At 65.1% G+C, this 25,820-nt stretch carries 23 protein-coding genes; 9 read left to right on the top strand and 14 right to left on the bottom strand.

Annotated features, from left to right (window positions below):
* Positions 1–3 precede the first annotated feature (3 nt).
* Both ROH8110_RS00590 and ROH8110_RS00595 read right to left on the bottom strand, forming a co-directional pair.
* A complete protein-coding gene (locus ROH8110_RS00590; RefSeq protein WP_085815866.1) occupies positions 4–1,347 on the bottom strand; it encodes a cbb3-type cytochrome c oxidase subunit I in 1,344 nt (447 codons plus the stop codon).
* 12 nt (positions 1,348–1,359) lie between these two features.
* Positions 1,360–1,812 carry a c-type cytochrome gene (locus ROH8110_RS00595; protein ID WP_085816904.1) on the bottom strand — a complete coding sequence of 151 codons (453 nt, stop codon included), beginning with the start codon at positions 1,810–1,812 and terminating at the stop codon, positions 1,360–1,362.
* Positions 1,813–1,938: 126 nt separating this feature from the next.
* Here ROH8110_RS00595 and ROH8110_RS00600 point away from each other — a divergent pair, with 126 nt between their 5' ends.
* Positions 1,939–2,154, top strand: coding sequence for a DUF1858 domain-containing protein (locus ROH8110_RS00600; RefSeq protein ID WP_085815867.1), 216 nt, complete (start codon positions 1,939–1,941; stop codon positions 2,152–2,154).
* Positions 2,155–2,165: 11 nt separating this feature from the next.
* Here the strand turns inward: ROH8110_RS00600 and ROH8110_RS00605 are convergent, their stop codons facing one another.
* Positions 2,166–2,855 (bottom strand): Crp/Fnr family transcriptional regulator, encoded by a 690-nt coding sequence (locus ROH8110_RS00605; RefSeq protein WP_085816905.1) that lies wholly within the window; start codon positions 2,853–2,855, stop codon positions 2,166–2,168.
* A 113-nt stretch (positions 2,856–2,968) separates the two neighbouring features.
* Between ROH8110_RS00605 and ROH8110_RS00610 the strand changes: the two genes are divergently transcribed.
* Positions 2,969–3,397, top strand: a complete 429-nt coding sequence (locus ROH8110_RS00610) for a pseudoazurin (RefSeq protein ID WP_211330753.1) — start codon at positions 2,969–2,971, stop codon at positions 3,395–3,397.
* Between the two features lie 82 nt (positions 3,398–3,479).
* Entirely contained in the window at positions 3,480–4,688 is a 1,209-nt protein-coding gene (locus ROH8110_RS00615; protein ID WP_085815868.1) for an NnrS family protein, read from the top strand.
* On the opposite strand, the gene ROH8110_RS00620 is transcribed toward ROH8110_RS00615, so the two are convergent.
* The 5 genes from ROH8110_RS00620 to dctP all read right to left on the bottom strand — a co-directional run bounded on the left by ROH8110_RS00620 (position 4,683) and on the right by dctP (position 10,383).
* On the bottom strand, positions 4,683–6,200 hold the full coding sequence (locus ROH8110_RS00620; RefSeq protein WP_085815869.1) for a malonate--CoA ligase: 1,518 nt from the start codon (positions 6,198–6,200) through the stop codon (positions 4,683–4,685). The two genes, ROH8110_RS00615 and ROH8110_RS00620, sit on opposite strands and share 6 nt — an antisense overlap.
* Before the next feature lie 4 nt (positions 6,201–6,204).
* Complete coding sequence (locus ROH8110_RS00625; protein WP_085815870.1) at positions 6,205–7,461, bottom strand: malonyl-CoA decarboxylase; 1,257 nt, start codon at positions 7,459–7,461, stop codon at positions 6,205–6,207.
* Entirely contained in the window at positions 7,458–8,774 is a 1,317-nt protein-coding gene (locus ROH8110_RS00630) for a TRAP transporter large permease (protein WP_085815871.1), read from the bottom strand. Before ROH8110_RS00630 ends, ROH8110_RS00625 begins: the two co-directional genes overlap by 4 nt.
* Complete coding sequence (locus ROH8110_RS00635; protein WP_085815872.1) at positions 8,774–9,322, bottom strand: TRAP transporter small permease; 549 nt, start codon at positions 9,320–9,322, stop codon at positions 8,774–8,776. The genes ROH8110_RS00630 and ROH8110_RS00635 overlap by 1 nt, the downstream gene beginning before the upstream one ends.
* 74 nt (positions 9,323–9,396) lie before the next feature.
* Positions 9,397–10,383, bottom strand: a complete 987-nt coding sequence (gene dctP, locus ROH8110_RS00640) for a TRAP transporter substrate-binding protein DctP (RefSeq protein ID WP_085815873.1) — start codon at positions 10,381–10,383, stop codon at positions 9,397–9,399.
* Between the two features lie 139 nt (positions 10,384–10,522).
* Here dctP and ROH8110_RS00645 point away from each other — a divergent pair, with 139 nt between their 5' ends.
* Positions 10,523–11,179 carry a GntR family transcriptional regulator gene (locus tag ROH8110_RS00645; protein WP_085815874.1) on the top strand — a complete coding sequence of 219 codons (657 nt, stop codon included), beginning with the start codon at positions 10,523–10,525 and terminating at the stop codon, positions 11,177–11,179.
* 100 nt (positions 11,180–11,279) lie between these two features.
* On the opposite strand, the gene ROH8110_RS00650 is transcribed toward ROH8110_RS00645, so the two are convergent.
* From ROH8110_RS00650 to ROH8110_RS00665, 4 genes are all read right to left on the bottom strand, one after another.
* The gene (locus ROH8110_RS00650) at positions 11,280–12,302 is read right to left on the bottom strand and encodes an extracellular solute-binding protein (protein ID WP_085815875.1); all 1,023 of its coding nucleotides are present in this window, start codon (positions 12,300–12,302) and stop codon (positions 11,280–11,282) included.
* A gap of 139 nt (positions 12,303–12,441) precedes the next feature.
* Entirely contained in the window at positions 12,442–13,257 is an 816-nt protein-coding gene (locus ROH8110_RS00655; protein WP_085815876.1) for a metal ABC transporter permease, read from the bottom strand.
* Positions 13,254–14,045, bottom strand: coding sequence for a metal ABC transporter ATP-binding protein (locus ROH8110_RS00660; protein ID WP_085816907.1), 792 nt, complete (start codon positions 14,043–14,045; stop codon positions 13,254–13,256). The genes ROH8110_RS00655 and ROH8110_RS00660 overlap by 4 nt, the downstream gene beginning before the upstream one ends.
* On the bottom strand, positions 14,042–14,521 hold the full coding sequence (locus tag ROH8110_RS00665) for a transcriptional repressor (protein ID WP_085815877.1): 480 nt from the start codon (positions 14,519–14,521) through the stop codon (positions 14,042–14,044). Before ROH8110_RS00665 ends, ROH8110_RS00660 begins: the two co-directional genes overlap by 4 nt.
* Positions 14,522–14,583: 62 nt before the next feature.
* On the opposite strand from ROH8110_RS00665, the gene ROH8110_RS00670 reads away from it, so the two are divergent.
* Together ROH8110_RS00670 and ROH8110_RS00675 are read left to right on the top strand one after the other, a co-directional pair.
* On the top strand, positions 14,584–15,744 hold the full coding sequence (locus ROH8110_RS00670) for a zinc ABC transporter substrate-binding protein (RefSeq protein WP_245962786.1): 1,161 nt from the start codon (positions 14,584–14,586) through the stop codon (positions 15,742–15,744).
* 144 nt (positions 15,745–15,888) lie between these two features.
* Positions 15,889–17,802 carry an acyl-CoA synthetase gene (locus ROH8110_RS00675; RefSeq protein ID WP_085815878.1) on the top strand — a complete coding sequence of 638 codons (1,914 nt, stop codon included), beginning with the start codon at positions 15,889–15,891 and terminating at the stop codon, positions 17,800–17,802.
* 219 nt (positions 17,803–18,021) lie between these two features.
* On the opposite strand, the gene ROH8110_RS00680 is transcribed toward ROH8110_RS00675, so the two are convergent.
* On the bottom strand, positions 18,022–19,635 hold the full coding sequence (locus ROH8110_RS00680; RefSeq protein WP_085815879.1) for a 2-isopropylmalate synthase: 1,614 nt from the start codon (positions 19,633–19,635) through the stop codon (positions 18,022–18,024).
* Positions 19,636–19,893: 258 nt separating this feature from the next.
* Between ROH8110_RS00680 and ROH8110_RS00685 the strand changes: the two genes are divergently transcribed.
* On the top strand, positions 19,894–20,559 hold the full coding sequence (locus ROH8110_RS00685) for an SDR family NAD(P)-dependent oxidoreductase (protein ID WP_085815880.1): 666 nt from the start codon (positions 19,894–19,896) through the stop codon (positions 20,557–20,559).
* Entirely contained in the window at positions 20,556–22,082 is a 1,527-nt protein-coding gene (locus tag ROH8110_RS00690) for a cryptochrome/photolyase family protein (RefSeq protein ID WP_176236585.1), read from the top strand. The genes ROH8110_RS00685 and ROH8110_RS00690 overlap by 4 nt, the downstream gene beginning before the upstream one ends.
* Before the next feature lie 85 nt (positions 22,083–22,167).
* Here ROH8110_RS00690 and ROH8110_RS00695 read toward each other — a convergent pair whose 3' ends face one another.
* A complete protein-coding gene (locus ROH8110_RS00695; RefSeq protein WP_085815882.1) occupies positions 22,168–23,655 on the bottom strand; it encodes an MORN repeat-containing protein in 1,488 nt (495 codons plus the stop codon).
* A 151-nt stretch (positions 23,656–23,806) separates the two neighbouring features.
* Here ROH8110_RS00695 and ROH8110_RS00700 point away from each other — a divergent pair, with 151 nt between their 5' ends.
* The gene (locus ROH8110_RS00700; protein WP_085815883.1) at positions 23,807–25,465 is read left to right on the top strand and encodes an NAD+ synthase; all 1,659 of its coding nucleotides are present in this window, start codon (positions 23,807–23,809) and stop codon (positions 25,463–25,465) included.
* The last annotated feature ends 355 nt before the right edge of the window (positions 25,466–25,820 follow it).

Here is a 25,820-nt window from a genome sequence, read left to right on the forward strand (position 1 = left end):
GGCTTATTCTCCCGGAACGGTCATCGGGCCGGGCTGGACGACCTCGCGGCGCACAACCAGCATGGCGTAGATGAACAGCAGCGCACCCAGCACGACCGCCACACCCGAGCCGAAACGCATCAGGTAGAACAGGCCCAGCTGATCCTGCACATCCATGTAATAGTCCCCCACGATCCGCTGCATGTGGGTCTGGATCGTGCCGGCGAAGGTCAGCGTGAAGGTCATGAACGCCATCCCACCCGTCATCAGCCAGAACGAGGCCATGTTGAGCACCTGGTTATACGGCGCGCGCCCGCGCAGCTGCGGCATCGCATAGGTGAACATCGCCAGGTTCAGCGCCACATAGGCCCCGTAGAAGGAAAGGTGCCCGTGCGCGGCGGTGATCTGCGTGCCGTGGGTATAGAAATTGACCCCGTGCAGCGTGTGCAGGAAACCCCAGACACCCGCCCCGAAGAACGCCACCGTCGACGCGCCCAGCGACCACAGAAGCGCGGCCTTGTTTGGGTGGTTCTTGCGCCCCTTCCAGACCATCAGGAAAGCAAAGGACATCATCGCGAAGAACGGGATCACCTCGAAGGTCGAGAAGATCGACCCGACCCACTGCCAGTAGCCCGGCGTGCCGATCCAGTAGAAATGGTGCCCGGTCCCGAGGATGCCGGAAAACAGCGCGGTGGCGACGATGACGTAAAGCCATTTCTCGATCACCTCGCGGTCCACACCGGTCAGCTTCAGCATCAGGAAGCCCAGGATCGCGGCCATCACCAGCTCCCAGGTCGCCTCGACCCAGAGATGCACGACCATCCACCAGTACATCTTGTCCAAGGACAGGTTGTCGGGGTTGATGAAGGCGAACACCCAGAGCAGGCACAACAGCCACAGCCCCATCAGCAGGATATTGGTGATCGCCGTCTTGCGCCCGGCCAGCACCGTGAGCGAGATGTTCACAAGGAAGATCACCGCCGCCACCAGGATGCCGAACTTGACCCAGAGCGGCTGTTCCAGGAATTCGCGCCCGCCGTGAATGCCGACGAGGTAGGAACCGACCGCCCCAAGCGTGCCGACCACCAGGATCGCCAGCTGGATATAGGCCAGCTTGACCGAAAAGATCTCGCGCTCGGATTCCTCGGGCACGAGGTAATAGGCCGCGCCGAAGAAGCCCAGCAGCAGCCAGACGATCAGCGCATTGGTGTGGATCATGCGGATGATGTTGAAGGGCAGAAGCTCCGACAGCGTATTGGGCGCCACATAGATCCAGCCGGCCAGAAGCCCGCCCATGACCTGAATGGCAAACAGGCCCATGGCCACGAGGAAGTAGGCGTAGGCCACCTTTTGGGATTGGTATTTCATCTTGTTCTCTCCTCAGCCGGCGTCGTTGGGCGGCCAGTTCTGGGTGTCGGTCTGATCGGCCCAGCGAAGGAATTCGGACAGCGCCCGCATTTCCTCCTCGGTGATCTCGAAATGCGGCATCTGGCGGCGGCCCTCGATTCCCGAAGGCTGCGCCTGCATCCATCCGTTCAGGATTTCATAGGCCATCTCGGGGTCGTCCTGCGCGCCCCAGCGGGTCATCACGTTGCCCAGCTCCGGGGCGAAATAGGCGCCCTCGCCATGCAGCGTGTGACAGTTGATGCAGGAATGGCGTTCCCAGACATGCTTGCCGAGGACAACCTCATCGCTCAGTTCCATGCCCGCGGTCGAGCTCTGCGTGATGTGACGGTGACTCTGCGCCGTCAGGGCCACGAACACGACAACGAAGAAAATAGATCCCCCGTAGAACACGTTCCTGGCCCGCGATTTCGTAAGTAGTTCTGACATTTCGCGGTCCTGACATTCGTTTTGAATGCACTCTGGATAGCCGCCGCCGCGACGCCGCTTGTTGCGCAATCGCAAAGAAGGCGACGAAACGCGCGCCCAGAATGGTCGGGCCGACTGGAGAGAGACATGAAACGCCGCGACTTCGACAATCCCGACCTGCCGCTATCGGAGCTCTTCGCCCAATGGCCCGAGCTGATGCGGGTGTTCATCGAACAACGCATGCTCTGCCCCGGCTGCCCGATCGCGCCATTCCACGCGATCACCGATGCCTGTATCGAATACGATCTCGATGAGGATGATTTCCGCGACGCCCTGCTGGCCGACAAGGCCGCGCCGTCCTAGCACGCCGTCCGCTAAACGTCGCTCAGCAGCACCAGCCGGTGAGGGTCGGTCACGACCACATGCTTGCGGGTCGAGCGCACGATCCCGCTTTTCTCCCAGGCCGACAGCAGGCGGCTCACCGTATGCAGGGTCGTGCCGGTCATGTCCGAGATGTTCTGCCGCGTCACCGGAAAGGCGATCTCGATTCCCTCGCCGGTCTTGCGCCCGCTCTGATTGACCAGCCGCAGCACCGCCGAGGCCACCCGCTTTTCCACCGCCTGCGTCGCCATTTCGGTCAGGGTCTCCTGGATCTGCCCCAGCCGCGTGCCCAGCGTCTTGTAGCTTTCGGTCGCGAAACCCTCATAGGAGGCGGTGAAGTCCGCCCAGAGCCGCACCGGCCACGAAAGCGCGATCGATTCCGCCGCCGCGATCGCGCTGGCCGGGTAGGTGTCGCGCTGAAGCGCGGGCGCGATCCCGAACAACTGCCCCGGCGCGATATGCAGCACGATGATCTGGTCGCCCCCCGGCGTCGTGCGCACCACACGCAGATAGCCATCCAGCAGCAGGTAGAACCGCTCGGCGTCATGCCCCTCCCGAAAGATCGTCGTGCCCTCGTCGTATCGCCGCGAGGTCGCGTGATCCAATATCTCGCGAATCTGCTCCCGGTTCAGGCGGGAGAAGGGCGGCAGGCCGGTCAGCAGGCTTTCGTCGAGTTTTGCCACGAATGTTTCGGAAGTTTGTGAAAGAGCAATGTTCGCCCCGGGTTCATACACCATAACCGATGCCAGCGAAACAACCGGACGACACGAACCGGACAGGACGAAAGGAATCTCCGATGATGAAACCGCTGATACTGACCGCCGCGCTGGCTCTTCTGGGCACGGCCGCCACCGCCGAAACCCATGATGTGCAGATGCTCAACCGCGGCGCCGAAGGTGCGATGGTGTTTGAACCCGCCTACGTCAATGCCGCCCCCGGCGACGTGATCCGCTTCCTGCCCACCGACAAGGGCCACAACGTCGAAAGCATCAAAGGCATGCTTCCCGAGGGGGTCGAGAGCTTCAAGACCAAGTTCAACCAGGAGTTTGAACTGACCGTCGATGAACAAGGCGTCTACGGCATCAAATGCACGCCCCATTACGCGATGGGCATGGTCGCCGTGATCCAGGTGGGCGAGGCCGTCAATCTCGATACGGCCAGCGCCGTCATCCACAAGGGCAAGGCCAAGTCGCGCATGGCCGATCTCGTTGCGCAGGTCCGTTGAGGCAGCGTCCCGCATCGTCTGACCTGCCGGGGCGTCGCCATGGGCGGCGCCCCCCGTTTTCCTCATTCCCGGAGGTGCGCCGATGACACCGCGCAACCCGTTCAACGGACCGACGCTGTTTTCCTACGGCTTCAGGCCGTTCTTTCTTGGCGCCACGCTGTTCGCGCTTGGCGTCGTGCCGGTCTGGCTCTTCATCTGGCGCCGAGAACTGACGCTCCACAGCCCGTTCGCGCCGGTGGACTGGCATATTCATGAAATGATCTTCGGCTACGGCGCGGCGGTGGTTGCCGGGTTCCTGTTCACGGCCGTGCCGAACTGGACCGGGCGGATGCCGACGCGCGGCTGGCCGCTCGCCACCCTCGCGGCGATCTGGCTGGCAGGGCGTGTCGTGCTGGCCGGGGGCGCTGCCCTGGGTTCGCCCGCGGTGCTGCTGATCGACCAGGCATTCCTTCTGGCGGTCGTGGCGATGGTCTCGGGCGAGATCATGGCCGGAAAGAACTGGCGAAATCTCAAGGTTCTCGTGCCCGTGACCCTGCTCTGGGCCGCGAATATCCTCTATCACGCCGAGGTCATGACCGCCGGGACCGCCGATCTGGGGCGGCGGCTGGGTCTGGCGCTGCTGGTCTTCCTGATCATGCTGATCGGCGGGCGCATCCTGCCCAGCTTCACCCGCAACTGGCTTGCACAGCACGGGGCCGCGCGCCTCCCGGTGCCGTTCAACCGTTTCGATGCGGTCTGCCTTGTCACGGGTGTGCTTGCCCTGCTGACCTGGATCTTCGCGCCCTTCACCCTCGCTGCGGCGGCGCTGGGCGTTCTGGCGGCGCTCCTGCATGTGGCGCGACTTGCGCGCTGGCGCGGGCATGCCACATGGCGCTCGCCGCTTCTTCTGATGCTGCATGTGGCCTATCTCGGCATCCCGGCCGGTTTCATCGCCGTCAGCGCCACGGCTCTCGGGCTGGCCGCGATGGCGGCACCGGCGCATCTGTTCGGGATCGGCGCGGTCGGGGGGATGACCGTCGCGGTGATGATGCGCGCCACGATGGGCCATACCGGGCGCGAGATGGTGGCGGGGCGCGGCCTCACGGTCGCTTTCGTGCTTCTGCCTCTGGCGGCCCTGGCGCGCCTTGCCGGGGATGCACTCAACCTTGGCGGGCTTGACGGCATCGCCCTTTCGGCGCTGCTCTGGACGACATCGTTCGCGCTGCTGGCATGGCGGCTCGTGCCCTGGCTCTCACGCCCGCGCGTTGCGCGGCGCGCACCCTCTCAGGCCAGTCCGCGCCCTGCCTCATGAGGCCGCGAACATATCCTTGAAGGTGTCGCGCAGGATGTTCTTCTGCACCTTGCCCATCGTGTTGCGGGGCAGGGACTCCATCACCACCAGCTTGCGCGGATGCTTGAACCGCGCAAGCGACGCCTTTGCCGCCTCCATGATCGCGTCAGGGTCGGGCTCACGGCCCTTTTCGGGCACCAGGACCCCCAGAACCGTCTCGCCGAAATCGGGATGCGGCACGCCGATCACCGCGCTTTCCAGCACGCCGGGCTGATCGTCCAGCAACAGCTCGATCTCCTTGGGATAGATGTTGTATCCCCCCGAGATAATCAGATCCTTGTTGCGCCCGACGATATGGATATAGCCATCCTCGTCGATCCGCCCCAGGTCGCCGGTGATGAAGAACCCGTCCTCGCGCAGCTCGGCGGCGGTTTTTTCGGGCATCTGCCAATACCCCTTGAACACGTTCGGCCCGCGCACCTCGATCTGGCCGATCTCGCCTTGCTCCAGGGTCTTGCCGCTTTCGGGGTCCGTCACCTTCAGCTCCACCCCCGGCAGGGCGAAACCCACGGTGCCCGCGCGCCGCTCGCCGTCATAGGGGTTCGAGGTGTTCATGTTGGTCTCGGTCATCCCGTAGCGCTCCAGGATGCGATGCCCGGTGCGCTCCTCGAACTGCACATGGGTTTCCGCCAATAGCGGCGCCGAACCCGAGATGAACAGCCGCATATGCCCCACCAGATCGCCGGTGAAACGCGCATCGTCCAGCAGACGGGTGTAAAAGGTCGGCACGCCCATCATCGTCGTCGCCTTCGGCAGCCATTCGATCACCCGATCGACATCGAATTTCGGCAGGAAGATCATCGCCCCGCCCGTCGCCAGTATGATGTTGGTCGCCACGAACAGGCCATGCGTGTGAAAGATCGGCAGCGCGTGCAGTAACACGTCATCGCCGCTGAAACGCCAGTGATCGACCAGCACCTCGGTATTGGACAACAGATTGCCCTGCGTCAGCATCGCCCCTTTCGAGCGCCCGGTCGTGCCCGAGGTGTAAAGGAACGCGGCGAGGTCATCGGCCCCGCGCGCCACCGTCTCGAATGTCTCGGGCTGGTCTTGCGCCGCCTCCATAAGGCTGCCGGTGCCGTCCGCGTCCAGCGTCTCGACCCGCGCATCGAGCGGCCCGGCCATCGGCGCCACCGAGTCCTTCTTCGCACTGTCGCAGACGATCAGCCGCGCGCCGCTGTTTTCGATGAAATAGGCCAGCTCGCTCACCGTATAGGCGGTGTTGAGCGGCAGGAAGATCACCCCGGCCTGCACACAGGCGGCATAAAGCGCCAGCGCCTCGGGCGATTTCTCGACCTGTACCGCCAGCCGGTCTCCGGGTGCGAGGCCCATTCCGGTGATCGCATTGGCCAGCTGCGCCGCGCGCGCCAGGAATTGCGCATGGGTGATGACCCCGCCATCGGGCAGATACAGGAAAGGTGTGGCCTTGCCGGCATGTTTGCCCATCAGCTTGTCGTAAAGAATATTTGCCATGGTTTCAGGAATCCTCGGCCTTAACGAGAGTGGCGGAATTGGCAAGCGATCGGACCTCCGATGTCGCCACCATTTGCCGCGTCGTTGCGAATTGTTCGTGGTTCTGCGCGACCTTGGCCAGATCGTAAAGGTAATTCACCATTGTGCCCCCCGATTGCTTGCGCCCGTTCTCGGATGTGTCGGCCTCGCCGTGCACGGCGTGGACGATCGCACCATTGCCCAGATGGAACCGCGCCACCGGGTCGACCGGATCGCCGTTATCCAGCTTGGCATTCAGCAGGTAGTGGGCCGCCAATGCGCGCATCTGCTCGCTGCTGGCCCCTTGCCATTCATACCCTTCGGAGTCCAGCCAGCGGGTCAGCCCCGGAATCGGCGACAGCGTGACGAACGTCTTCAGCCCCGGAAGCCCGGCCGACAGGTCCGCCGCCACCTGCTTGATGAGGGAATTGCCGAACGAGATGCTGGCCAGACCCGCCTGGCAGTTGGAAATCGAATAGAACACGGCGGTATCCGCCTCGTCCTCGCGCAGCGTCTCGCGCTCGCTTGTCAGCAGCGCCTGCACCGATCCCGGCGTGCCGCGCGTCAGCGCCACCTCGACGAAGATCAGCGGCTCGTCGGGCATGGCGGGGTGGAAAAAGGCGAAACAGCGCCGGTCCTGCGGCTCCAGGCGGCGGCGCAGGTCGTCCCAGCTATGGATCGCGTGCACCGCCTCGTATTGGGTGATCTTCTCCAGGATATGCGCCGGGCTTTCCCAGTTGATCGGCCGCAGCACCAGGAAGCCGCGATTGAACCATGATGCGAACAGATGCCGGAAATCGAGGTCCAGCGCCTCCAGCTCCGGCGTGCCGCGCCCCAGCCGCAACAGGTCCGCGCGCATCTCCACCAGCGCGCGTGTTGCGCCGGGCAGGCTGTTCAGGCGCCGGATCAGCTCCTGGCGGCGGGGTTCTGCCGCGGCCATGTAGGCGCGATAGGTGGCCTTTGACGGGGCCTGCTCATAGGCGTCAAGCGCCGTCCGGACCGCCTCGGGGTCGATATTCATCTCGGTGGCCAGATGGCTGAAGAACGCGCGCTTTTCGTCGTCATCCATCTCGCCGAAACCCGACAGGATTTCGGTCGCCAGGCTGACGCCCGAGGTCTCCCCCGCCGCGCCCACCAGCTCATCGGCCAGATCGGGCAGGGGGCGGGTGCCGCGACGCCGCAGCGCAAAGGGGCGATAGCGCCGCTCGAACACCGTCGACAGAAGATCCGCAAGCAAGGTCATCGCGCCGTCCCCATCACCGCATCCGGAAGCCATGTCGCAAGCCCCGGAAACAGGCACAGCAACACGATGGCGATCACCATGCAGGCGACGAACGGCAGCGATCCCGTCAGGATCGTGCGCAGCGAGATATCCGGCGCGATCCCGTTGATCACATAAAGGTTCAGGCCCACCGGCGGCGAAATCAGTCCGATCTCCATGTTGATCGTCAGCACCACCGCGAACCAGATCGGATCGAAACCGGCGGTGGTGATGATCGGCAACAGGATCGGCGCGGCCATCAGGATCACCGCGACCGGCGGCAGGAAGAAACCCGCGATCAGCAGGAAGATGTTGATCGCCCCCATCAGCACCCAGCGGTTCACCTCCAGCGTGCCGATCCACTCGGCGATCGACTGGGTGATGAACAGCGACGACAGCATGTAGCTGAACACACCCGCGGCGGCGATGATGAACAGGATCATCACGCTTTCACGGGTGCTGTCACGCAGCACCACCCAAAGCTGGCGTGGGTCCCAAAGCTTGTAGATCACCATCGCGATAACCATGCAGAGCAGCGCGCCGACCGCTGCCGTCTCCGAAGGCGTCGCCACACCGCCATACATTGCGTAGAGCACACCCAGGATGATCGCGAGGAACGGCAGCACACGCGGCAGGATCTCGAATTTCTCGCGCCAGCTGTAATTCCCGGCGCTCAGCACCGCCTGCGCGCCCGAACGCCATGTCGAGTAAAGCGACCACGCCATGAACAGCATGACCAGCATCAGCCCCGGAATGACGCCCGCCAGGAACAGCCGCCCGATCGAGGTCTCCGTGGCGATCCCGTAGACGATCATCGTCACCGATGGCGGGATCAGGATGCCCAGAGTGCCCCCCGCCGCGATCGACCCTGCGGCAACGCCGTCGGGATAGCCGCGCTTGCGCATCTCGGGGATGCCCATCTTGCCGATGGCGGCACAGGTCGCCGGGCTCGATCCCGACATCGCCGCGAACAGCGCGCAGGCTCCGAGGTTGGAAATCACCAGGCCCCCGGGCACCCGCGTCAGCCAGCGTTCCAGCGCCTCGTAAAGGTCCGCGCCCGCCCGCGTCGACGAAATCGACGCGCCCATGATGATGAACATCGGGATCGACAGAAGCGCGAAATTGTCCAGCTTGCCGAACAACAGCTCCGGCATCAGCTCAAGCGACCGCAGCCCGTCGAAAATCATCAGGAAACCGGCCGAAACGATCAGCAGCCCGATCGCCACCGACACGCCCGAAAACAGCACCATGATCGTCGCCAGCGCGACAAGGGCGCCAAGAAGAAGCGGATCCATCAGGCGTCCTCCAGTCCGAAGGGTTTGTCCACGCCGATCATCATCGCGATCAGGTCGGCGACCAGTTGCAACAGCAACAGCGCGAGACCGACGGGAATAGACAGATAGGGAATCCACAGCCTGACCGACCAGACCGTGTCCGAACGCCAGCCGCGATCCCAGGCGAAATGCCAGAATTCATAGCCGTAAAACAGCATCACCGCGATGATGGCGATCGACAGCGACAGCGTGAGCGTCGCCAGCGCGAATCTCGCCCGCATCGGCAGCATCAGCGGAAACAGGTCCACATTCACATGGCCCCGCAGCCGCTGCACATAAGGCAGCCCGATCAGCGTCGCCGCGATCATCAGGTAAACCACCGCCTCGGTCTGCCAGATCGTCGATCCGTTCAGGACGAAGCGGATAAAGATCATCTGGCAGGTGATGCCCACCGCCGAGACGATCATCGCCGCCGAACACCATCCCGCCACTGTGGATATCGCGGCCACCGCGCGCAGGAACGGATTTCGGCCCGTGCGCGCTGCGCCTGCCGAGTTTGGAACGGCCATGACTGCCTCCCTCATGCATGTGATCTGGTCGGGGATCCGGGGCGGAACGTATCTGCGCCGCCCCGGATGTCAGATTATTCGACGGCCAGCGCCATATCCAGAAGGGCCTGCCCGTCGGGCACTTCCTCGACAAAGGCCTTGTAGGATGTCTCGGTCGCCAGCGCGCGCCAGGCCTCGAAATCCTCCTGCGACATCTCGGCGATCTCGACGCCCGCATCGCGGAACACCTTGACCGACTCGGCGTCTTCCTTCTTGGCCTCTTCCAGGTAGAAGGCCTCGGCCTTCTCGGCGGCGGCTAGCAGGGCCGCCTGCTGATCTTCGGTCAGCCCCTCGAAGGTGGATTTGTTCATCAGCAGCGGCTGGTACATGAACCACAGCGCCACGTCCCCGGCCGGGGTATAGCACTTGACCTGCTCGTAGATCCGGTAGGACACGAAGGACGAGGAAGACGTGTTCGCCGCGTCCAGAACGCCGGTCTGCATCGCGTTGTAGATCTCGGACGAGGCCATCGAGGCGATCGACGCGCCCGCCCCGGCCAGCATCTGCTCGAACGCCTTCCCGGCGGCGCGCATCTGCTTGCCTTCGACATCCGAGGGCTTGGTCAGGCACTCCTCGGTGCCCGCGAAACCGCCCGCGAGGTAGCCATGCACCAGCACCATCACGTCATCCTCGGCCATCTTGGCCTCCAGCGCCTCCATGAAGGGGCTCGCGGACAGGCGTGCGGCGTGGTCGTGGTTTTTCACCAGTCCCGGCATCAGCGTCAGGTTATAGGCCGGCTGCTGCCCGCCCGCATAGCTGAGCGGCAGCACCGTCATGTCAAGCTGCCCGCGGCTCAGCGGCGTATACTGCTCGCGCGGCTTGAACAGCGATTTCGATCCGAAGATCTTGATGTCGAGATCCACATCGGCTGCTGCCACCTCGTCGGCGACGATCTGCGCAACCTTGTGACGGACGTCGTTGTTCGACCACTGGTGCGACAGGCGCAGCTCGGTCGCCTGCGCCAGGCCGGCCACCGAAATGAGCGCCGCGGCCGCCACGGCGGTTCTAAGCATTGTTTTCATAGTCTCCTCCCAAAGCATTGCCCCGGCAGCGCCGGGGATGTCCGGCAAGACTACGTGCGTCATGTTTTTCAAGTCAACCGTTTTGTATACAAGAAGCGACATATTGCATCGCAGAAAACTCCTGCTAAAGTTCTCCCCCATGCAGCAACGTCGCGCCGATCATATCGCGGTCCAGTTGGAAGAACTGATTTTCGACGGCACCTTCCAGGATGGCCAGCGCTTGGACGAGGTCCGCCTCGCCGATCAGTTCGGCGTTTCGCGCACACCACTTCGCGAGGCGATTCAACGCCTTGCGCTGTCGGGTCTCGTCGATCTCATCCCCCGGCGAGGGGCCTTCGTGCGCCAACCCGGCCCCGTGGAACTGATCGAGATGTTCGAGGTGATGGCCGAACTCGAAGCCGCCTGCGGGCGCCTCGCCGCGCGCCGCATCAGCGACGCCGCTCTGGCCGACCTGCGCGATGCCAACGCCCGTTGCCGTGCCGCCGTCGAGGCCCGCGACTCCGACAGCTACTATACCGAGAACGAGCGATTCCACAGAATCATCTACCAGCAATCGGGCAACGGATTCCTGGAACAGGAAACCACCAAGCTCCATAAGCGGCTCAAGCCCTTTCGCCGCAAACAGCTCGGGTTCCGTGGCCGCATGGCGCAATCGATGGCCGAACACGAGGCCATCGTCGCCGCGCTCGAACAGGGCGACGGCGCGCGCGCGGGCGACACCCTGCACAAGCACGTCGCCGTCCAGGGCGAGAAGTTCCACAACCTCATGGCCAGCCTCAAGAGCGCGGCAGAGTAGGGCGCCGGTTGGGCGTCAAACGCCGCCTTCCGACCATCCGCAGGAACGAAAAAGCCCCGCGCAACAGCGCGGGGCGATCTCGTTCAGCCGTCAGGCGCGATCAGTCCCAGCCGACCTCGTTGAAGATGGCCTGCGCCGCCTTCGCGTTGTCGCCATAAGAGGCGGTGTTCGTCGTCGTGTCCGGGATGAAGATGCCCAGCCGCGCGGTATCCTCGTCCAGCGGCACGCCGCTCACGGCCGGATACTCGTTGTTCTGCCCGGCAAAGTGCTGCTGCGCGAAATCGCTGGTGAAGAAGTCCAGCAGCTTGTCGGCATTCTCGGAATTGGGCGAATGCACGGCCTTCGCAGCGGTCGACAGGTTCACATGCGCGCCGCGCCCGCTCTGGTTGGGCCAGACGAACCCGATATTGTCGATCCCGTCGGTCAGCCCCTCGACCTCCTGCTCATAACCGCGCAGGAAATAATAGTGGTTGGCGACAGCCACGTCGCATTCGCCCGACAGGATACCGCGCAGCTGGTCGGTGTCGCCGCCCTGCGGTGCGCGCGCCATGTTCTCGACGATGCCGGCTGCCCATTCCTTGGCGGCGTCCTCACCATGCGCTTCGATCAGCGACCCCAGCAGCGACTGGTTGTAGATGTTCGAGGACGAGCGGATGCAGACCTTGCCCTTCCATGCGGGATCGGCCAGCTCCTCGTAGGTGCTGGGCGGGTTTTCGACACGCTCCTTGGAATAGAAGATGATCCGCGCGCGCTGGGACACGCCGAACCACATGTTCTCGGGGTCGCGCAGGTGCGGCGGGATGCGGTTTTCTACCGCGTCCGACGAATACGCCTGCAGCACGCCCGCTTCCTCGGCGCGGGCGGCGCGGCCCACATCGACCGTCAGCAGAACGTCGGCGGGGCTGTTCTCGCCCTCGGCCTCCATGCGTGCGATCAGCTCGTCCGCCTTGGCTTCGATCCGGTTCACGGTGATGCCGGTGCGGCTGGTGAACTCGTCAAACAGCGCTTGGTCGGAATCATAGTGGCGGCTGGAGTAGATGTTGACTTCCTGCGCCAGCGCCGGGGCGACCGTGGCCGAAAGCGCAAACGCGGCGATGAAGCTGCGGGTGATGGTTCTGGTCATGGTCTCTTGGAGCCTCCTGAAAACCGAGTGAATTCATAGGGTATTCCATTCCATTTCCGACAAAATTAGTCAACAGCAAAGACACACCGTGAAAGCATGTCGCATCCCGGAGCCTTTCAGGCCTTGTTTCAGGTCAGGTTCAGCGCCGCGCCACGGTCCGCCGCAGCGCCGCCAAGCTGCTGGTCAGCGCAAAGATCGCCGCCGCCACGCAGACAATCGTCGGCCCCGTCGGCGTGTCCAGCACGAACGAGCCCTCGACCCCCGCCAGCGCCGCCAGTGCCGCCAGTCCGACCGCCACCGCCGCCATTCGCTCGGGCGTGCCCGCCAGCGGGCGCGCCGCGGCGGCGGGGATGATCAGCATCGCCGCGATCAGCAGCACCCCGACCACCTTGATCGCCACCGCCACCACCACCGCCAGCGCCAATGTCAGGCCCAGCTGCTCGCGTCGCGGGTCGATCCCGCTCGCCTGCGCCAGGTCGCTGCTCAGCGTCGCCGTCAGCAGCGCCTGCCAGCGCCACGCCAGCAGCGCCACCACCAGAACGGCACCGCCCCAGATCACCGCGAGGTCGGTCTTGCTCACCGCCAGGATATCGCCGAACAGATAGCCCATGAGGTCAATGCGCACGCCCTGCAGGAAGGATACCGCCACCAGCCCGAAGGCCAGCGCCGAATGCGCCAGCACCCCCAGCAGCGTATCCATCGCCACGCCGCGCCCCGACAGGGTCGAGACCGCCATCGCCATTGCCAGCGCAACCACCAGCGCCCCGGCAAAGACCGACATCCCGAATCCCAGTGCCAGCGCGATCCCGAGGATCGAGGCATGTGCAGTCGCATCGCCGAAATAGGCCATCCGCCGCCAGACCACGAAACAGCCAAGCGGCGCCGCCGCCAGCGCCACGCCCAGCCCGGCCAGCGCCGCGCGGATCAGGAAATCGTCCATCAATGCGCCGATCATCGCGTCGCCCCGTATTGGTGTTCCTGGTCATGACCATGCCCGCACCCGTCATGCGCATGGTCATGACCGCCGACGCATCCCGCATGTTCGTGGTCGTGATCGTGCCGGTAAAGCGCCAGCGCCCCCTGCGTGCCGCTGCCGAACAGCGCGCGGTATTCCTCGGCCTGGGCCACATGCTCGGGCTGGCCCTCGCAACAGACATGCCCGTTGAGGCAGACCACCCTGTCGCTCGCGCTCATCACAACGTGCAGCTCGTGGCTGACCATCAGCACCGCACAGCCCATCTCCTGGCGCACCTCCTCGATGCGCCGGTAGAACGCCGCCGAACCCGGCTGGTCCAGCCCCTGCGTCGCCTCGTCCAGGATCAGCAGGTCGGGTTTTTCCATCAAGGCCCGCGCCAGCAACACCCGCTGGAACTGCCCGCCCGACAGATCGCCCATCTGCCGCCCGCCCAGATCCGGCAGCCCGGCCGCCTCCAGCGCCATGCGCAGATCCACCGCGCTCTGGCGGCGCGGCAGGCTCAGGAACCGCCCGACCGTCATCGGCAGCGTCGGGTCGATATGCAGCCTCTGGGGCACATAGCCAATCCGCAGACCCGGCGCGCGCGTCACCTCGCCCTCGCTCGGGGCAACCGCCCCGATCAGCGCGCGCAACAGCGTCGACTTGCCCGACCCGTTCGGCCCCACGATGGTGACGATCTCGCCCTTCTCGATGGCGAAATCCACGTGGTCCAGGATGCGGTTGCGCCCGATGCGCACCGTCAGCCCGCGCGTCTCCACAAGGCTCATGCGGCCGCCTCCGTGCAGGACGGGCACAGCCCGACCGCCTCGATCACCGCCTGTTCTATGACAAAGCCGCTTTCGCGCGCTGCCCTCCCCAGCAGGCCGCTGGCAGGGTCGGCATGGGCCTCCGCCACCGCATCGCAGCCCCGGCAGATCAGGAAGGCGGGGGTGTGGTCCTCGCCGGGATGCATGCAGGCGATAAAGGCGTTGAGCCTCTGGATCTTGTGGGCAAACCCGTTGCTGACCAGGAAATCCAGCGCCCTGTAAGCGACCGGCGGCTGCGCCCCGGCGCCCTCTTCGCGCAGGATGTCGAGGATCTCGTAGGCGCCCATCGCCCGGTGCCCCTCGAGCAGCAATTCCAGAACCCGCCGGCGTCCCGGCGTCAGCTGCAGTCCCCGCTCGGCACAGGTGCGCTCCACCCGCTCCAGCCCGGCGCGAATGCAGCCCTTGTGGTCATGGGTTTCAAATCCGATGGCATCCATGTCTGGGTCTCCTGCTTTGCAGGGTTGATATGTTATAGAATTACAATTATCAAGCAGCGGAAATGTTATATTATCACATGGAGATCCCGATGCGCCTGTCCGCCGCCGCGCTTGCCGCTTTCTTGCCCCTGGCCCTCCCGGCCCTCGCCGAATCGCCCCGTGTCGCCACCGATATCGCACCGGTCCAGTCGCTGGTGGCGCGGGTGCTCGACGGGGTGGGAGCGGATGAAATGCCCGCAGTGATCGTCCGCCCCGGCGCCTCGCCGCACGGCTATGCCATGCGCCCCTCCGAGGCACGCGCGCTCGAACAGGCCGATCTCGTGGTCTGGATGGGGCCGGGGCTCACACCCTGGCTCGTCGACCCGATCGAGACACTGGCCCCCGAGGCCACCCACCTCAGCCTGCTCACCGCCCCCGAAACCCTGATTCTGCCGGGCCGCATCGACCCGCGCTTCGCCGCGCATGACCACGATCACGACCACGGCGCGGCGGAGGGCGAGGGCCACGATGATCACAAAGATCACGACCACGAAGCGGGCCATGACGACCACGACGACCACAAGGACCATAACCACGAGGAAGGCCACGACGACCACGCCGACCACAAGGATCATGACCACGAGGCAGACCACGACCACGAGGGAGACAAGGATCACGCCGATGCGGGGCATGACCACGCCGACGGCCATGACCACTCCCATGCCGGTCCCGATCCCCATGCCTGGCTCGACCCGCAGAACGCCGCGCTCTGGCTTGACCTGATCGCGCGCGAACTCTCGGAGCTCGATCCCGAGAACGCCGATCTCTACGCCGCCAACGCCGCCGCCGGTCAGGCCGAACTCGCCGCATTGAGCGAAGAGATCGCCGCGCGTCTCGCCCCGCTGGCGGATCGCCCCTTCCTCGTGTTCCACGACGCCTACCAGTATTTCGAGAACCGCTTCGGCATCGCCGCCGCGGGTGCGCTCTCCATCAGCGACGCCAGCGATCCCGGCCCGGCGCGGCTGGTCGAACTGCGCGCGCTGGCTCAGGAACAGGGCGCGGTCTGCGTCTTCTCCGAACCGCAGTTCAACACCGCCCTCATCGGCTCGGTCTTCGGCGATGCCGTCCCCGTGCGCGAACTCGACCCGATCGGTATCGGCCTCGAACCGGGCGCGGATCACTACCCGGCGTTGCTGCGCGCGATGGCGGGCGCAATGGCCGAATGCCTCACGCCTCAGGGTTGATATCCCGTATCGTTTCGGCGCGCGGCGGCACCCGCGCGCCGAAACGCAGCGTAAATCTTGCGCTGCGCGTCAATCCCTTCCATCCTGCCCGCCAGGAGAAGGAACCGGCCTGAAACGAGGCCGGGATCGGGGAGGAACGACCACATGACCTTTGCCTCGCGCCAGGACGCGCTTGCGATCGAGAACGAGATGAGCTGGGAGGCGCGCCCGCGCCCCGAGACGCTCTACCAGATGTTGCGCGAAACGGTGGATGCCTTCCCCGATCGCCCGGCCGTCAGCTACCAGCTTCTCTCGGGCGCGAGCGACCCCGCGCAGACCATGACCTGGCAGCAGTTCCACGATCAGGTCTGCCGCGCGGCAAACCTGTTCCGCGATCTCAGGATCAACGAGAGCGACGTCGTCGCGCTGGTCCTGCCCAATACGCTGGAAACCGCCATCGTCACCATCGGTGCGGCCATCGCCGGGATCGTCAACCCGATCAATCCCCTGCTCGAACCCGAACAGATCGGCGCCATCCTGCGCGAAACCGATGCCCGCGTCGTGGTCACGCTCAAGGCCTTCCCGAAAACCGACATCGCCCAGAAAACCGCCGAGGCCGTGCGCCACGCGCCACGCGTCCACACGATCCTGGAGATCGACCTCAACCGCTACCTGACCCCGCCCAAAAGCTGGATCGTGCCGCTGATCCGTCCCAAGGTTCAGGGCAAGCATCATGCCGACGTGAAATGCTTCAACGCCGAGATGCGCAAGCATCCGGTGACGCTCGGCTTCGACGATGGCGGAGAGGACCGCGTCGCGGCCTATTTCCACACCGGCGGCACCACGGGCATGCCCAAGGTGGCGCAGCACCGCTATTCGGGCATGGTCTATAACGGCTGGCTCGGGCACACCCTTCTTTTCACCGAGAAAGACAGCGTGATGTGCCCGCTGCCGCTCTTTCATGTGTTTGCCTGCCACGTCATCCTGATGGCGATGATCAAGTCCGGGGCGCATGTGGTCTTTCCCACGCCGGCAGGCTATCGCGGTGACGGCGTGTTCGACAATTTCTGGAAATTGCTGGAACGCTGGCAGACGACGTTCGTGATCACCGTGCCGACCGCGGTGTCGGCGCTGATGCAGCGCAAGGTCGATGCCGATATCTCGACCGTTAAGAACGCGTTTTCCGGTTCGGCGCCGATGCCGCTCGAACTGTTCAAGCGCTTCGAATCCTCCACCGGCATGACCGTGATCGAAGGCTACGGCCTGACCGAGGCGACCTGCCTTGTCTCCTGCAACCCGCCCGAGGGGCAGAAGAAAGTGGGCTCCGTCGGCGTGCCCTTCCCCTATACCGATGTGCGCATCCTCAAGACCGATGCGTCGGGCGCGCCGGTGGAATGCGCCACCGACGAGGTCGGCGAGATCTGCATCTCCAATCCCGGCGTCTATGCCGGCAACACCTATACCGAGGCCGCCAAGAACGCGGACCTCTATCATTACGAGCGCTATCTGCGCACCGGCGATCTGGGCCGGATCGACCCCGATGGTTATCTCTGGATCACGGGCCGCGCCAAGGATCTGATCATCCGCGGCGGCCATAATATCGACCCCGCCGACATCGAAGAGGCCCTGATGGCCCATCACGATGTCGCCATGGCCGGAGCCATCGGCCAGCCCGACGCCCATGCCGGCGAATTGCCCTGCGCCTATGTGGAGCTCGTGGACGGCGCCAGCGTCACCGCCGAGGAGCTGCTGGCGCATTGCAAGGTCCATGTCCATGAACGTGCCGCCATTCCCAAACACGTCGAAATCCTCGACGAACTGCCCAAGACGGCGGTCGGCAAGGTGTTCAAGCCGGACCTGCGCAAACGCGCCATCACCCGCATCTATGACGCCGCACTCGCCGAAGCCGGGATCGACGCACGCGTCGCACAGGTGATCGATTCCAAGAAACGCGGCCTCGTGGCGCAGATCGACCGCAGCGCGTCCACCGATGAAGAGGCGCTCGCCCATGTGCTCGGCCGCTTCACCCGCCCCTGGGAATGGGCCGACGAAGCCGAATCCGAACCCGAATCCGCCTGAAGGGATTTCCCTGCGGGACCCGCCGGGGGGCCAGCCCCCCGGACCCCCCGGGATATTTTAGAACAGAAGAAGGGGCCGGGGCTGTCTTCTTCTGTTGCGAAATATCCCGGGGGAGTCGCGCTGCGCGCGACGGGGGCAGAGCCCCCATGCAGGGCCAGACATGAAAAGACCCGGTCACGCGCTGTGGCCGGGTCTTTCGCTGTCAGCGGGCAGGGCGGGTCAGCTCACGTCCTTGTAGCTGATCTCGCGCTTGTCCTCGCCCAGGCGGCCACGCCGCACCAACAGGCGGTTGAGCGCGTTCACATAGGCCTTGGCCGAGGCGACGACCGTATCGGTATCGGCCGACTGGCCGGTGGCGATATTGCCCTCTTCCTCGAGCCGCACCGAAACGGTGGCCTGCGCGTCGGTGCCCTCGGTCACCGCATGCACCTGGTAGAGCGACAGATGCGCGTCGTTGGGATGCAGCTCGCGCACCGCCTTGAAGGTCGCATCGACCGGGCCGTCGCCGGTTCCGGTCACGCTTTTCTCGGTGCCGTCGATGACCATCACCAGCTCGGCCTCGGCCGGTCCGCCGGTGCCGCAGACGACGCGCAGCGACTTGATGACAAGGCGGTCGGTCGCCTCGTCCTCGCCGGCGCGCATCAGCGCGATGAGGTCCTCGTCATAGACCTCCTTCTTGCGGTCGGCCAGTTCCTTGAAGCGCACGAACATGTCGTTGAGCTGGTTCTCGGCCAGCTCATAGCCCAGGTCCTTGAGCTTGGCGCGCAGTGCCGCGCGACCCGAATGCTTGCCCAGCACGATGCTGGTCTCGGCCAGCCCCACATCCGCCGGGCGCATGATCTCGAAGGTCTCGGCGTTCTTGAGCATCCCGTCCTGGTGGATGCCCGATTCATGGGCGAAGGCGTTCTTGCCCACGATCGCCTTGTTGTATTGCACCGGGAAACCGCTGACCGTGGCGACCCGGCGCGAGATGTTCATGATCTTGCGGCTGTCCACCTGGGTGTAGAAGGGCATGATGTCGCCGCGCACCTTCAGAGCCATCACCACCTCTTCGAGGGCGGTATTGCCGGCGCGCTCGCCCAGCCCGTTGATCGTGCATTCGATCTGGCGCGCACCACCCGCCACCGCGGCCAGCGCATTGGCCGTGGCAAGGCCCAGGTCGTTATGGCAATGGGTCGCAAAGACCACCTCGTCGGCGCCCGGCACATCGGCGATCAGGCGGCGGATCAGGTCGGCGCTTTCCACCGGCGCGGTATAGCCCACCGTGTCGGGAATGTTGATCGTGGTCGCGCCCGCCTTGATCGCGATCTCGACCACCCGGCGCAGGTAATCCCATTCGGTGCGCGTCGCATCCATCGGCGACCATTGCACATCGTCGCACAGGTTGCGCGCATGGGTCACCGTTTCATGGATGCGCTCGGCCATTTCGTCCTGGGTGAGATTGGGGATCGCGCGGTGCAGCGGCGAGGTGCCGATGAAGGTATGGATACGCGGGCTGGCGGCGTGTTTCACTGCCTCCCAGGCGCGGTCGATATCCTTGATATGGGCACGCGCCAACCCGCAGATCGTGGCCTGTTTCGCTCGCTTGGCGATCTCGCTGACGGCGCGGAAATCGCCCTCGGAAGCGATCGGAAACCCCGCCTCGATGATATCCACGCCCATGTCATCGAGAAGTCCGGCGATCTCCAGCTTTTCCTCGTGGGTCATGGTGGCGCCGGGGGATTGTTCGCCGTCGCGCAGGGTGGTGTCGAAGATCACCACGCGATCCTTGCCCGCCTCGGGCGATACATCCTTGTCCGCTTCAGGCGATACGGTCTTGGTCTGGTCTGTCATGTCGAATCTCGTTCATTGTCCTAAGCCAAAGGCGCGAAAAGGCACATCCTCTGAGCGGTCGCGCCGGATCGGCACGCTCAGAGGCGGCTTAGGAGCAGCAGGACGCGAACGCAACCCGCCTGGCGGGGCGTCACGGGAAAAGAGATATGGTCCTGCTTGATCATGGAACGAACTATAGGGATCGCGACGCGCCTTGAAAACCCCCGAATCCACTGCGTCCCCCATTGAAGCGTATCACTGCCAGCCTATCTGGCGCGCATGGAAAACGCATTGATCATCGGCGCCTCGGGCGGAATCGGCACCGCGCTCAGCGCCGCGCTCGAGACGCGCGGGGTCGCCGTGACCCCGCTCTCGCGCCGTCATGACGGGATCGACCTGACGGATGAGGACTCAATCAGCGCCGCGCTTGATCCGCTTGACGGTCCTTTCGATCTCATCTTCGTCGCCACCGGCGGGCTCGAGATCGACGGCCAGCGCCCCGAGAAGTCCCTCAAGGAACTGAACGCGAAAGCGCTGGCCGACCAGTTCGCGCTCAACTCCATCGGCCCCGCGCTGGTGCTCAAGCACGCGCCGCGCCTTCTGGCGCGCGACCGGCGGGCGGTCTTTGCGGCGCTGTCGGCGCGGGTGGGGTCGATCGGCGACAACCGGTTCGGCGGCTGGTATGGCTACCGCGCCGCCAAGGCCGCGCTGAACCAGATCGTCCATACCGGCGCGATCGAACTCGGCCGCACGCACCGCCAGTCCATCTGCGTCGCGCTCCATCCCGGCACCGTGGAAACACCCCTCACGGCGCGCTATGCCCGCAATCACCCGACCGTCCCCGCGCCCGAGGCGGCAAACAACCTCTTGGGCGTGATCGACGGTCTGACCCCGGCCCAGAGCGGGCAGTTCTTCGACTGGGCCGGGAAGCCCGTGCCGTGGTGAAGCGCCTTGTTCTGGTGCTTGGCGACCAGCTGAGCGCGGGTCTCTCGGCGCTTGCCGCCGCCGACAAGGCGCATGACCTGATCGTCATGGCGGAGGTGGCGGATGAAACCGGCTATGTCCCCCATCACCCCAGGAAGATCGCGCTCGTTCTCTCGGCGATGCGTCATTTCGCGGCCGAACTGGAAAGCGACGGCTGGCAGGTGGCTTACACAAGGCTGGACGACCCCGATTCCTCGGGGTCGATCACCGGCGAGCTGCTGCGCCGCGCCGGGGCGCATGACGCCAGCACGGTGATTGCCACAACCCCCGGCGAATGGCGGTTGATCCGCGCACTCGAAGACGCACCGCTTTCGGTGACGCTTCTGCCCGATGACCGCTTCATCGCCTCGTCCGGCGAATTCGATGACTGGGCCGAGGGGCGCAAGGAGCTGCGCATGGAGTGGTTCTATCGCATGATGCGCCGCAAGACCGGTCTTCTGATGGAGGGTGACGCGCCAGCGGGCGGCAAGTGGAATTTCGACCACGACAATCGCAAACCCGCCGCGCCGGACCTTTTCCGCACCGCGCCGCTGCGCTTTGAACCCGACACCATGACGCAAGAGGTGCTCGACCTGGTCGGCGCGCGCTTTGGCGACAATTTCGGCACGCTGCTGCCGTTTCATTACGGGGCGACGCGCGCGGATGCGCTGGCGGCGCTCGATCATTTCCTGCGGCATCAACTGGCGGGATTTGGCGACACGCAGGATGCGATGCTCGAGGGCGATCCCGTTCTCAATCACTCGCTGCTCTCCCCCTATCTCAATCTGGGGCTGCTCGGGCCGCTGGAAATATGTCAGCGCGTCGAGGCCGAGTGGCAGGCCGGGCGCGTTCCGATCAATGCCGCCGAAGGCTATATCCGCCAGATCATCGGCTGGCGCGAATACATGCGCGGGATCTACCTGCGCGAAGGCCCCGATTATACTGCGCAGAACGCGCTGGGCCATGACCGCGCGCTGCCCGCGATGTTCTGGGGCGGCGAGACGCATATGAACTGTGTTTCCCATGCCGTCGTGCAGACCCGCGATCTGGCCTATGCCCATCATATCCAGCGCCTGATGGTGACCGGCAACTTCGCGCTACTGGCCGGGGTGGACCCGGCCCAGGTGCATGAATGGTATCTCTCCGTCTATATCGACGCGTTCGAGTGGGTCGAGGCCCCCAACACGATCGGCATGAGCCAGTTCGCCGATGGCGGCATCATCGCCTCGAAACCCTATGTGAGTTCGGGCAATTACATCGACCGGATGTCGGATTACTGCGCCGGCTGCGCCTATAAGGTGAAGGACAAAACCGGCCCGACGGCCTGTCCCTTCAACCTGCTTTACTGGGATTTCCTGATCCGCCACCGCGAGCGCTTCGCGCGCAATCCGCGCATGGGGCCGATCTATCGCACATGGGAGCGCATGGACGAGACCCGCCGCGCTTCTGTGCTGGACGGGGCCGCTCGGGTTCTGGAGCGGCTCGACCGGGGCGAGACCGTCTGAGCGGGCAGGGGGGGGCGCTGCCCCCGCCGCGGCCCGGGGCCGCGACTCCCCCGAGGTATTTTCCGCCAGATGAAGCCGGGGCGCGTCAGTCGCTCTGCGTGGCCGGGGCCTCGGGTTCGGCCTCTGGCGCGTCGGGCGTGTCGGCGGGCTCCGGCGTGTCACCGGCGGGGGCGGATTCGGTCTGCTTGTCCAGTGCGCCGTCCTCCCAGGTGCCGCTCGCCTCTTCGCCGGTGGCATAGCGCATCGTGCCTTCGCCCTGGCGCTTGCCCTTGAGGAACGTGCCCTCGTAGACATCGCCATTGGTGTAGGTGGCGATGCCCTGGCCCGAGATTTCGCCCTCTTTCCATTCGCCTTCGTATGTGAAGCCGTCGGGCATGGTGATCTTGCCCTGGCCGTGGCGCTGGCCGTCAAGGAACGCGCCCTCGTAGACGGTGCCGTCGGGATAGGTGGCGGTGCCCATGCCCTCGCGCTGGCCGTCCTTCCACTGGCCCTCGTAGCGGTAGCCATCGGCATAGGTCATGACACCCTGGCCGTGGTTGCGCGCGTTCTCGAACTCGCCCTCGTAGACCACGCCGTTGGGATACGTGGCCCGGCCTTGGCCGTCGATCACGCCGCCACGCCATTCGCCTTCGTATGTCGAGCCGTCGGGATAGGTGATCTTGCCCTCGCCATTGGCGAGATCGTCGCGGAACGCCCCCTCGTAGACCGAACCGTCAGGATAGGTCACGCGCCCCTGGCCCGAGATCTTGCCCGCGCTCCAGGAGCCTTCGTAGCGATAGCCGTCGGTGCCCGTGAACACGCCCTGGCCGTGGCGTCGGTCATCCTCGAACGCGCCCTCGTAGACATCGCCGTTCTCATAGGTCACGCGGCCCTGGCCCTCGCGCCGCCCGGCCACGAGGTCACCCTCATAGACATCGCCATTGGGCTGGATCAGCTTTCCGGTGCCGTCGATCTGCCCGTCCTGCCAGCGCCCCTCGTAGATCAGCCCGTCGGGCATGGTCAGCGTGCCTTGCCCGTGGCGCGCCCCGCGGCTCACCTCGCCCTCGTAGACCGCGCCGTCAGGGTATGTGATCCGCGCCGCGCCGTCCTTGACGCCATTGACCCAGTCGCCCTCGTAGACATAGCCGCCGGGGCTTTCCATGCGGCCCTTGCCGTGATGCATGGCATTGCGGAAACCGCCCTCGTAGCGCACCCCGTTGGCATAGACCGCGACCCCCTGGCCGGTGATCTTGCCATCCAGCCAGTCGCCCTCATAGGTGCCGCCATCGGCGAAGACGATCTTGCCCACGCCCTCGGGCTTGCCCTTGGCGAACTCGCCCTCGTAGACCGACCCGTTGGGAAAGCGCGCAACCCCCTGGCCGCGGATCTCGCCATCGACCCATTCACCGGAATATTCATAGCCATTGGGCAGCGTGTAGGTGCCGGTGCCATGCTGCAGTCCGTTCCTGAACGTGCCCTCGTAGATGCCGCCATCGTCATATTGCTTGGTCTGCACCTCGCCGTCCTGCGCCAGTGCGGCACCTCCGGCCAGCATCATCGCGGCGATCGTCGCATCCCTCAGTGAAAAGCTCATATCGGCCCCAGAATCCCCAGTTTCGCGCGCCAGCGCACCGCCCGGAATCTAGTGGAGCCTCGCGGGGCTGACAACGTGTTTTGCCCAAATCGGCTTTCCCTCGCGCAGCGATCTGCTAAATCATGGCCGCAATGCAAGCAGGAGGCATGGCATGGCCGACCGGTTTCGCGTGACGCTCGCGCAATGGAACCCCACAATGGGCGATCTTGAGGGCAACGCCGCGCGTGCCCGCGCCGCCTGGAGCGAAGGCCGCGAGGCCGGCGCCGACCTTGTCGCGCTGCCCGAGATGTTCATCACCGGCTACAACACCCAGGACCTGGTGATGAAACCGGCCTTTCACACGGCCGCCATCGCCGCCGTCAAAACCCTTGCGCGCGATTGCGCCGACGGGCCTGCGCTGGCCATCGGCGGCCCCGCGCTCGAGGGTGGCGCGCTCTATAACGCCTATTATGTCCTTCAGGGCGGGCGCATTGCCGCCCGCGTCCTCAAGCACCACCTGCCCAACGAGACGGTGTTCGACGAGAAACGCATCTACACCCAGGGCCATGTCACCGGCCCCTACGCCATCAACGGCGTGCGGATCGGCTCGCCGATCTGCGAGGACAGCTGGTTCGAGGATGTCTGCGAAACCCTCGCCGAAACCGGCGCCGAATTCCTGCTGGTCCCGAATGGCTCGCCCTATTACCGCGAGAAACTTGCGCATCGTCATCAGCTCATGGTCGCCCGCGTCGTCGAAACCGGGCTGCCGCTGATCTACCTCAATCTTGTGGGCGGTCAGGACGACCAGGTGTTCGACGGCGCCAGCTTCGCGCTCAATCCGGGCGGCGAACTGGCGCTGCAGATGCCGGTGATGACGGAATCGCTCGCCCATATCGACCTCACGCGCGGCGCCGATGGCTGGCGCATCGAACAGGCGCCACTGGCCTCGATCCCCGGCCCGACCGAGCAGGATTACCATGCGATGGTGCTTTCCTTGCGCGACTACCTGCGCAAGACCGGGTTCTCCAAGGTGCTGCTGGGCCTGTCGGGGGGGATCGATTCGGCGCTGGTGGCAACGGTGGCGGTCGATGCGCTGGGCGCAGAGAACGTCCGCTGCGTGATGCTTCCTTCCGAATATACCTCGCAAGCCTCGCTGGATGATGCCAAAGCGCTGGCCGGAAACCTGGGCTGCCGCTACGATTTCGTGCCCATTGCCGAGGGCCGCGCCGCCATCACCGGCACGCTCGCCCCGCTTTTCGAGGGCAAGAAACCCGACGTGACCGAGGAAAACATCCAGTCCCGCCTGCGTGGCCTGCTGCTGATGGCGATCTCCAACAAGTTCGGCGAGATGCTCCTGACCACCGGCAACAAATCCGAGGTGGCGGTCGGTTACGCGACCATCTACGGGGACATGGCGGGCGGCTATAACCCGCTCAAGGATATGTATAAAACCCGTGTCTTTGAAACCTGCCGCTGGCGCAACGCGCATCACCGCGACTGGATGCACGGCCCCGAAGGCGCGGTCATTCCGCAGCGCATCATCGAGCGCCCGCCAAGCGCCGAGCTTGCCCCCGATCAGCGTGACGAGGACAGCCTGCCGCCTTATCCGGTGCTGGATGGCATCCTCGATATTCTGGTCGATCAGGACGGCTCGATCGCCGATTGCGTCGCCGCCGGGTATGCGCGCGAAGATGCCAAGCGGGTCGAGCACCTGCTCTATATTTCGGAATACAAACGCTTCCAGTCCGCCCCCGGCACGCGGCTCAGCAAACGCGCCTTCTGGCTGGATCGCCGCTATCCCATCGCCAACCGCTGGCGCGACGATAGCTGAGAAAACGTCACCCGGCCGCCCGGGTCCGGGCGGCTTGCCCGACGCGTCGTTTGGGGTAGGGGCCTGCGCCTGAGCCACCCGATACAGAGCGCGCCTTTCGCGCTTCGCCCGCCCGTCGCGTCATCCCCGGCCGCACAGATATGCACCGCGCCACCCGGACGGCGCCGCATCATCTCGCTAAACCCGGCTTCGCCATCCCTGATACGGGTCTGCTCCCCGAACAGATGGCGGGCAGCTGCGCGCGGATCGCTCATGACTGGCCGACAGGCCCGAAAGTCGACCTCGCGCGATCTGCATGGGTGACGGATATCCGCCCGTGTCGCCCCCCGGCGCAAGCGATCTTTGTCGGCGCGCC

The sequence above is a fragment of the Roseovarius halotolerans genome (genome assembly GCF_900172255.1).
GTDB lineage: Bacteria > Pseudomonadota > Alphaproteobacteria > Rhodobacterales > Rhodobacteraceae > Roseovarius > Roseovarius halotolerans.

Excerpts from the sequence above, each read along its gene's own strand:
- ROH8110_RS00590 (WP_085815866.1), bottom strand. The coding sequence starts at position 1,347 with ATGAAATACCAATCCCAAAAGGTGGCCTACGCCTACTTCCTCGTGGCC.
- ROH8110_RS00595 (WP_085816904.1), bottom strand. The coding sequence starts at position 1,812 with ATGTCAGAACTACTTACGAAATCGCGGGCCAGGAACGTGTTCTACGGG.
- ROH8110_RS00600 (WP_085815867.1), top strand. The coding sequence starts at position 1,939 with ATGAAACGCCGCGACTTCGACAATCCCGACCTGCCGCTATCGGAGCTC.
- ROH8110_RS00610 (WP_211330753.1), top strand. The coding sequence starts at position 2,969 with ATGATGAAACCGCTGATACTGACCGCCGCGCTGGCTCTTCTGGGCACG.
- ROH8110_RS00615 (WP_085815868.1), top strand. The coding sequence starts at position 3,480 with ATGACACCGCGCAACCCGTTCAACGGACCGACGCTGTTTTCCTACGGC.
- ROH8110_RS00620 (WP_085815869.1), bottom strand. The coding sequence starts at position 6,200 with ATGGCAAATATTCTTTACGACAAGCTGATGGGCAAACATGCCGGCAAG.
- ROH8110_RS00625 (WP_085815870.1), bottom strand. The coding sequence starts at position 7,461 with ATGACCTTGCTTGCGGATCTTCTGTCGACGGTGTTCGAGCGGCGCTAT.
- ROH8110_RS00630 (WP_085815871.1), bottom strand. The coding sequence starts at position 8,774 with ATGGATCCGCTTCTTCTTGGCGCCCTTGTCGCGCTGGCGACGATCATG.
- ROH8110_RS00635 (WP_085815872.1), bottom strand. The coding sequence starts at position 9,322 with ATGGCCGTTCCAAACTCGGCAGGCGCAGCGCGCACGGGCCGAAATCCG.
- dctP (WP_085815873.1), bottom strand. The coding sequence starts at position 10,383 with ATGAAAACAATGCTTAGAACCGCCGTGGCGGCCGCGGCGCTCATTTCG.
- ROH8110_RS00645 (WP_085815874.1), top strand. The coding sequence starts at position 10,523 with ATGCAGCAACGTCGCGCCGATCATATCGCGGTCCAGTTGGAAGAACTG.
- ROH8110_RS00650 (WP_085815875.1), bottom strand. The coding sequence starts at position 12,302 with ATGACCAGAACCATCACCCGCAGCTTCATCGCCGCGTTTGCGCTTTCG.
- ROH8110_RS00655 (WP_085815876.1), bottom strand. The coding sequence starts at position 13,257 with ATGATCGGCGCATTGATGGACGATTTCCTGATCCGCGCGGCGCTGGCC.
- ROH8110_RS00660 (WP_085816907.1), bottom strand. The coding sequence starts at position 14,045 with ATGAGCCTTGTGGAGACGCGCGGGCTGACGGTGCGCATCGGGCGCAAC.
- ROH8110_RS00665 (WP_085815877.1), bottom strand. The coding sequence starts at position 14,521 with ATGGATGCCATCGGATTTGAAACCCATGACCACAAGGGCTGCATTCGC.
- ROH8110_RS00670 (WP_245962786.1), top strand. The coding sequence starts at position 14,584 with ATGTTATATTATCACATGGAGATCCCGATGCGCCTGTCCGCCGCCGCG.
- ROH8110_RS00675 (WP_085815878.1), top strand. The coding sequence starts at position 15,889 with ATGACCTTTGCCTCGCGCCAGGACGCGCTTGCGATCGAGAACGAGATG.
- ROH8110_RS00680 (WP_085815879.1), bottom strand. The coding sequence starts at position 19,635 with ATGACAGACCAGACCAAGACCGTATCGCCTGAAGCGGACAAGGATGTA.
- ROH8110_RS00685 (WP_085815880.1), top strand. The coding sequence starts at position 19,894 with ATGGAAAACGCATTGATCATCGGCGCCTCGGGCGGAATCGGCACCGCG.
- ROH8110_RS00695 (WP_085815882.1), bottom strand. The coding sequence starts at position 23,655 with ATGAGCTTTTCACTGAGGGATGCGACGATCGCCGCGATGATGCTGGCC.
- ROH8110_RS00700 (WP_085815883.1), top strand. The coding sequence starts at position 23,807 with ATGGCCGACCGGTTTCGCGTGACGCTCGCGCAATGGAACCCCACAATG.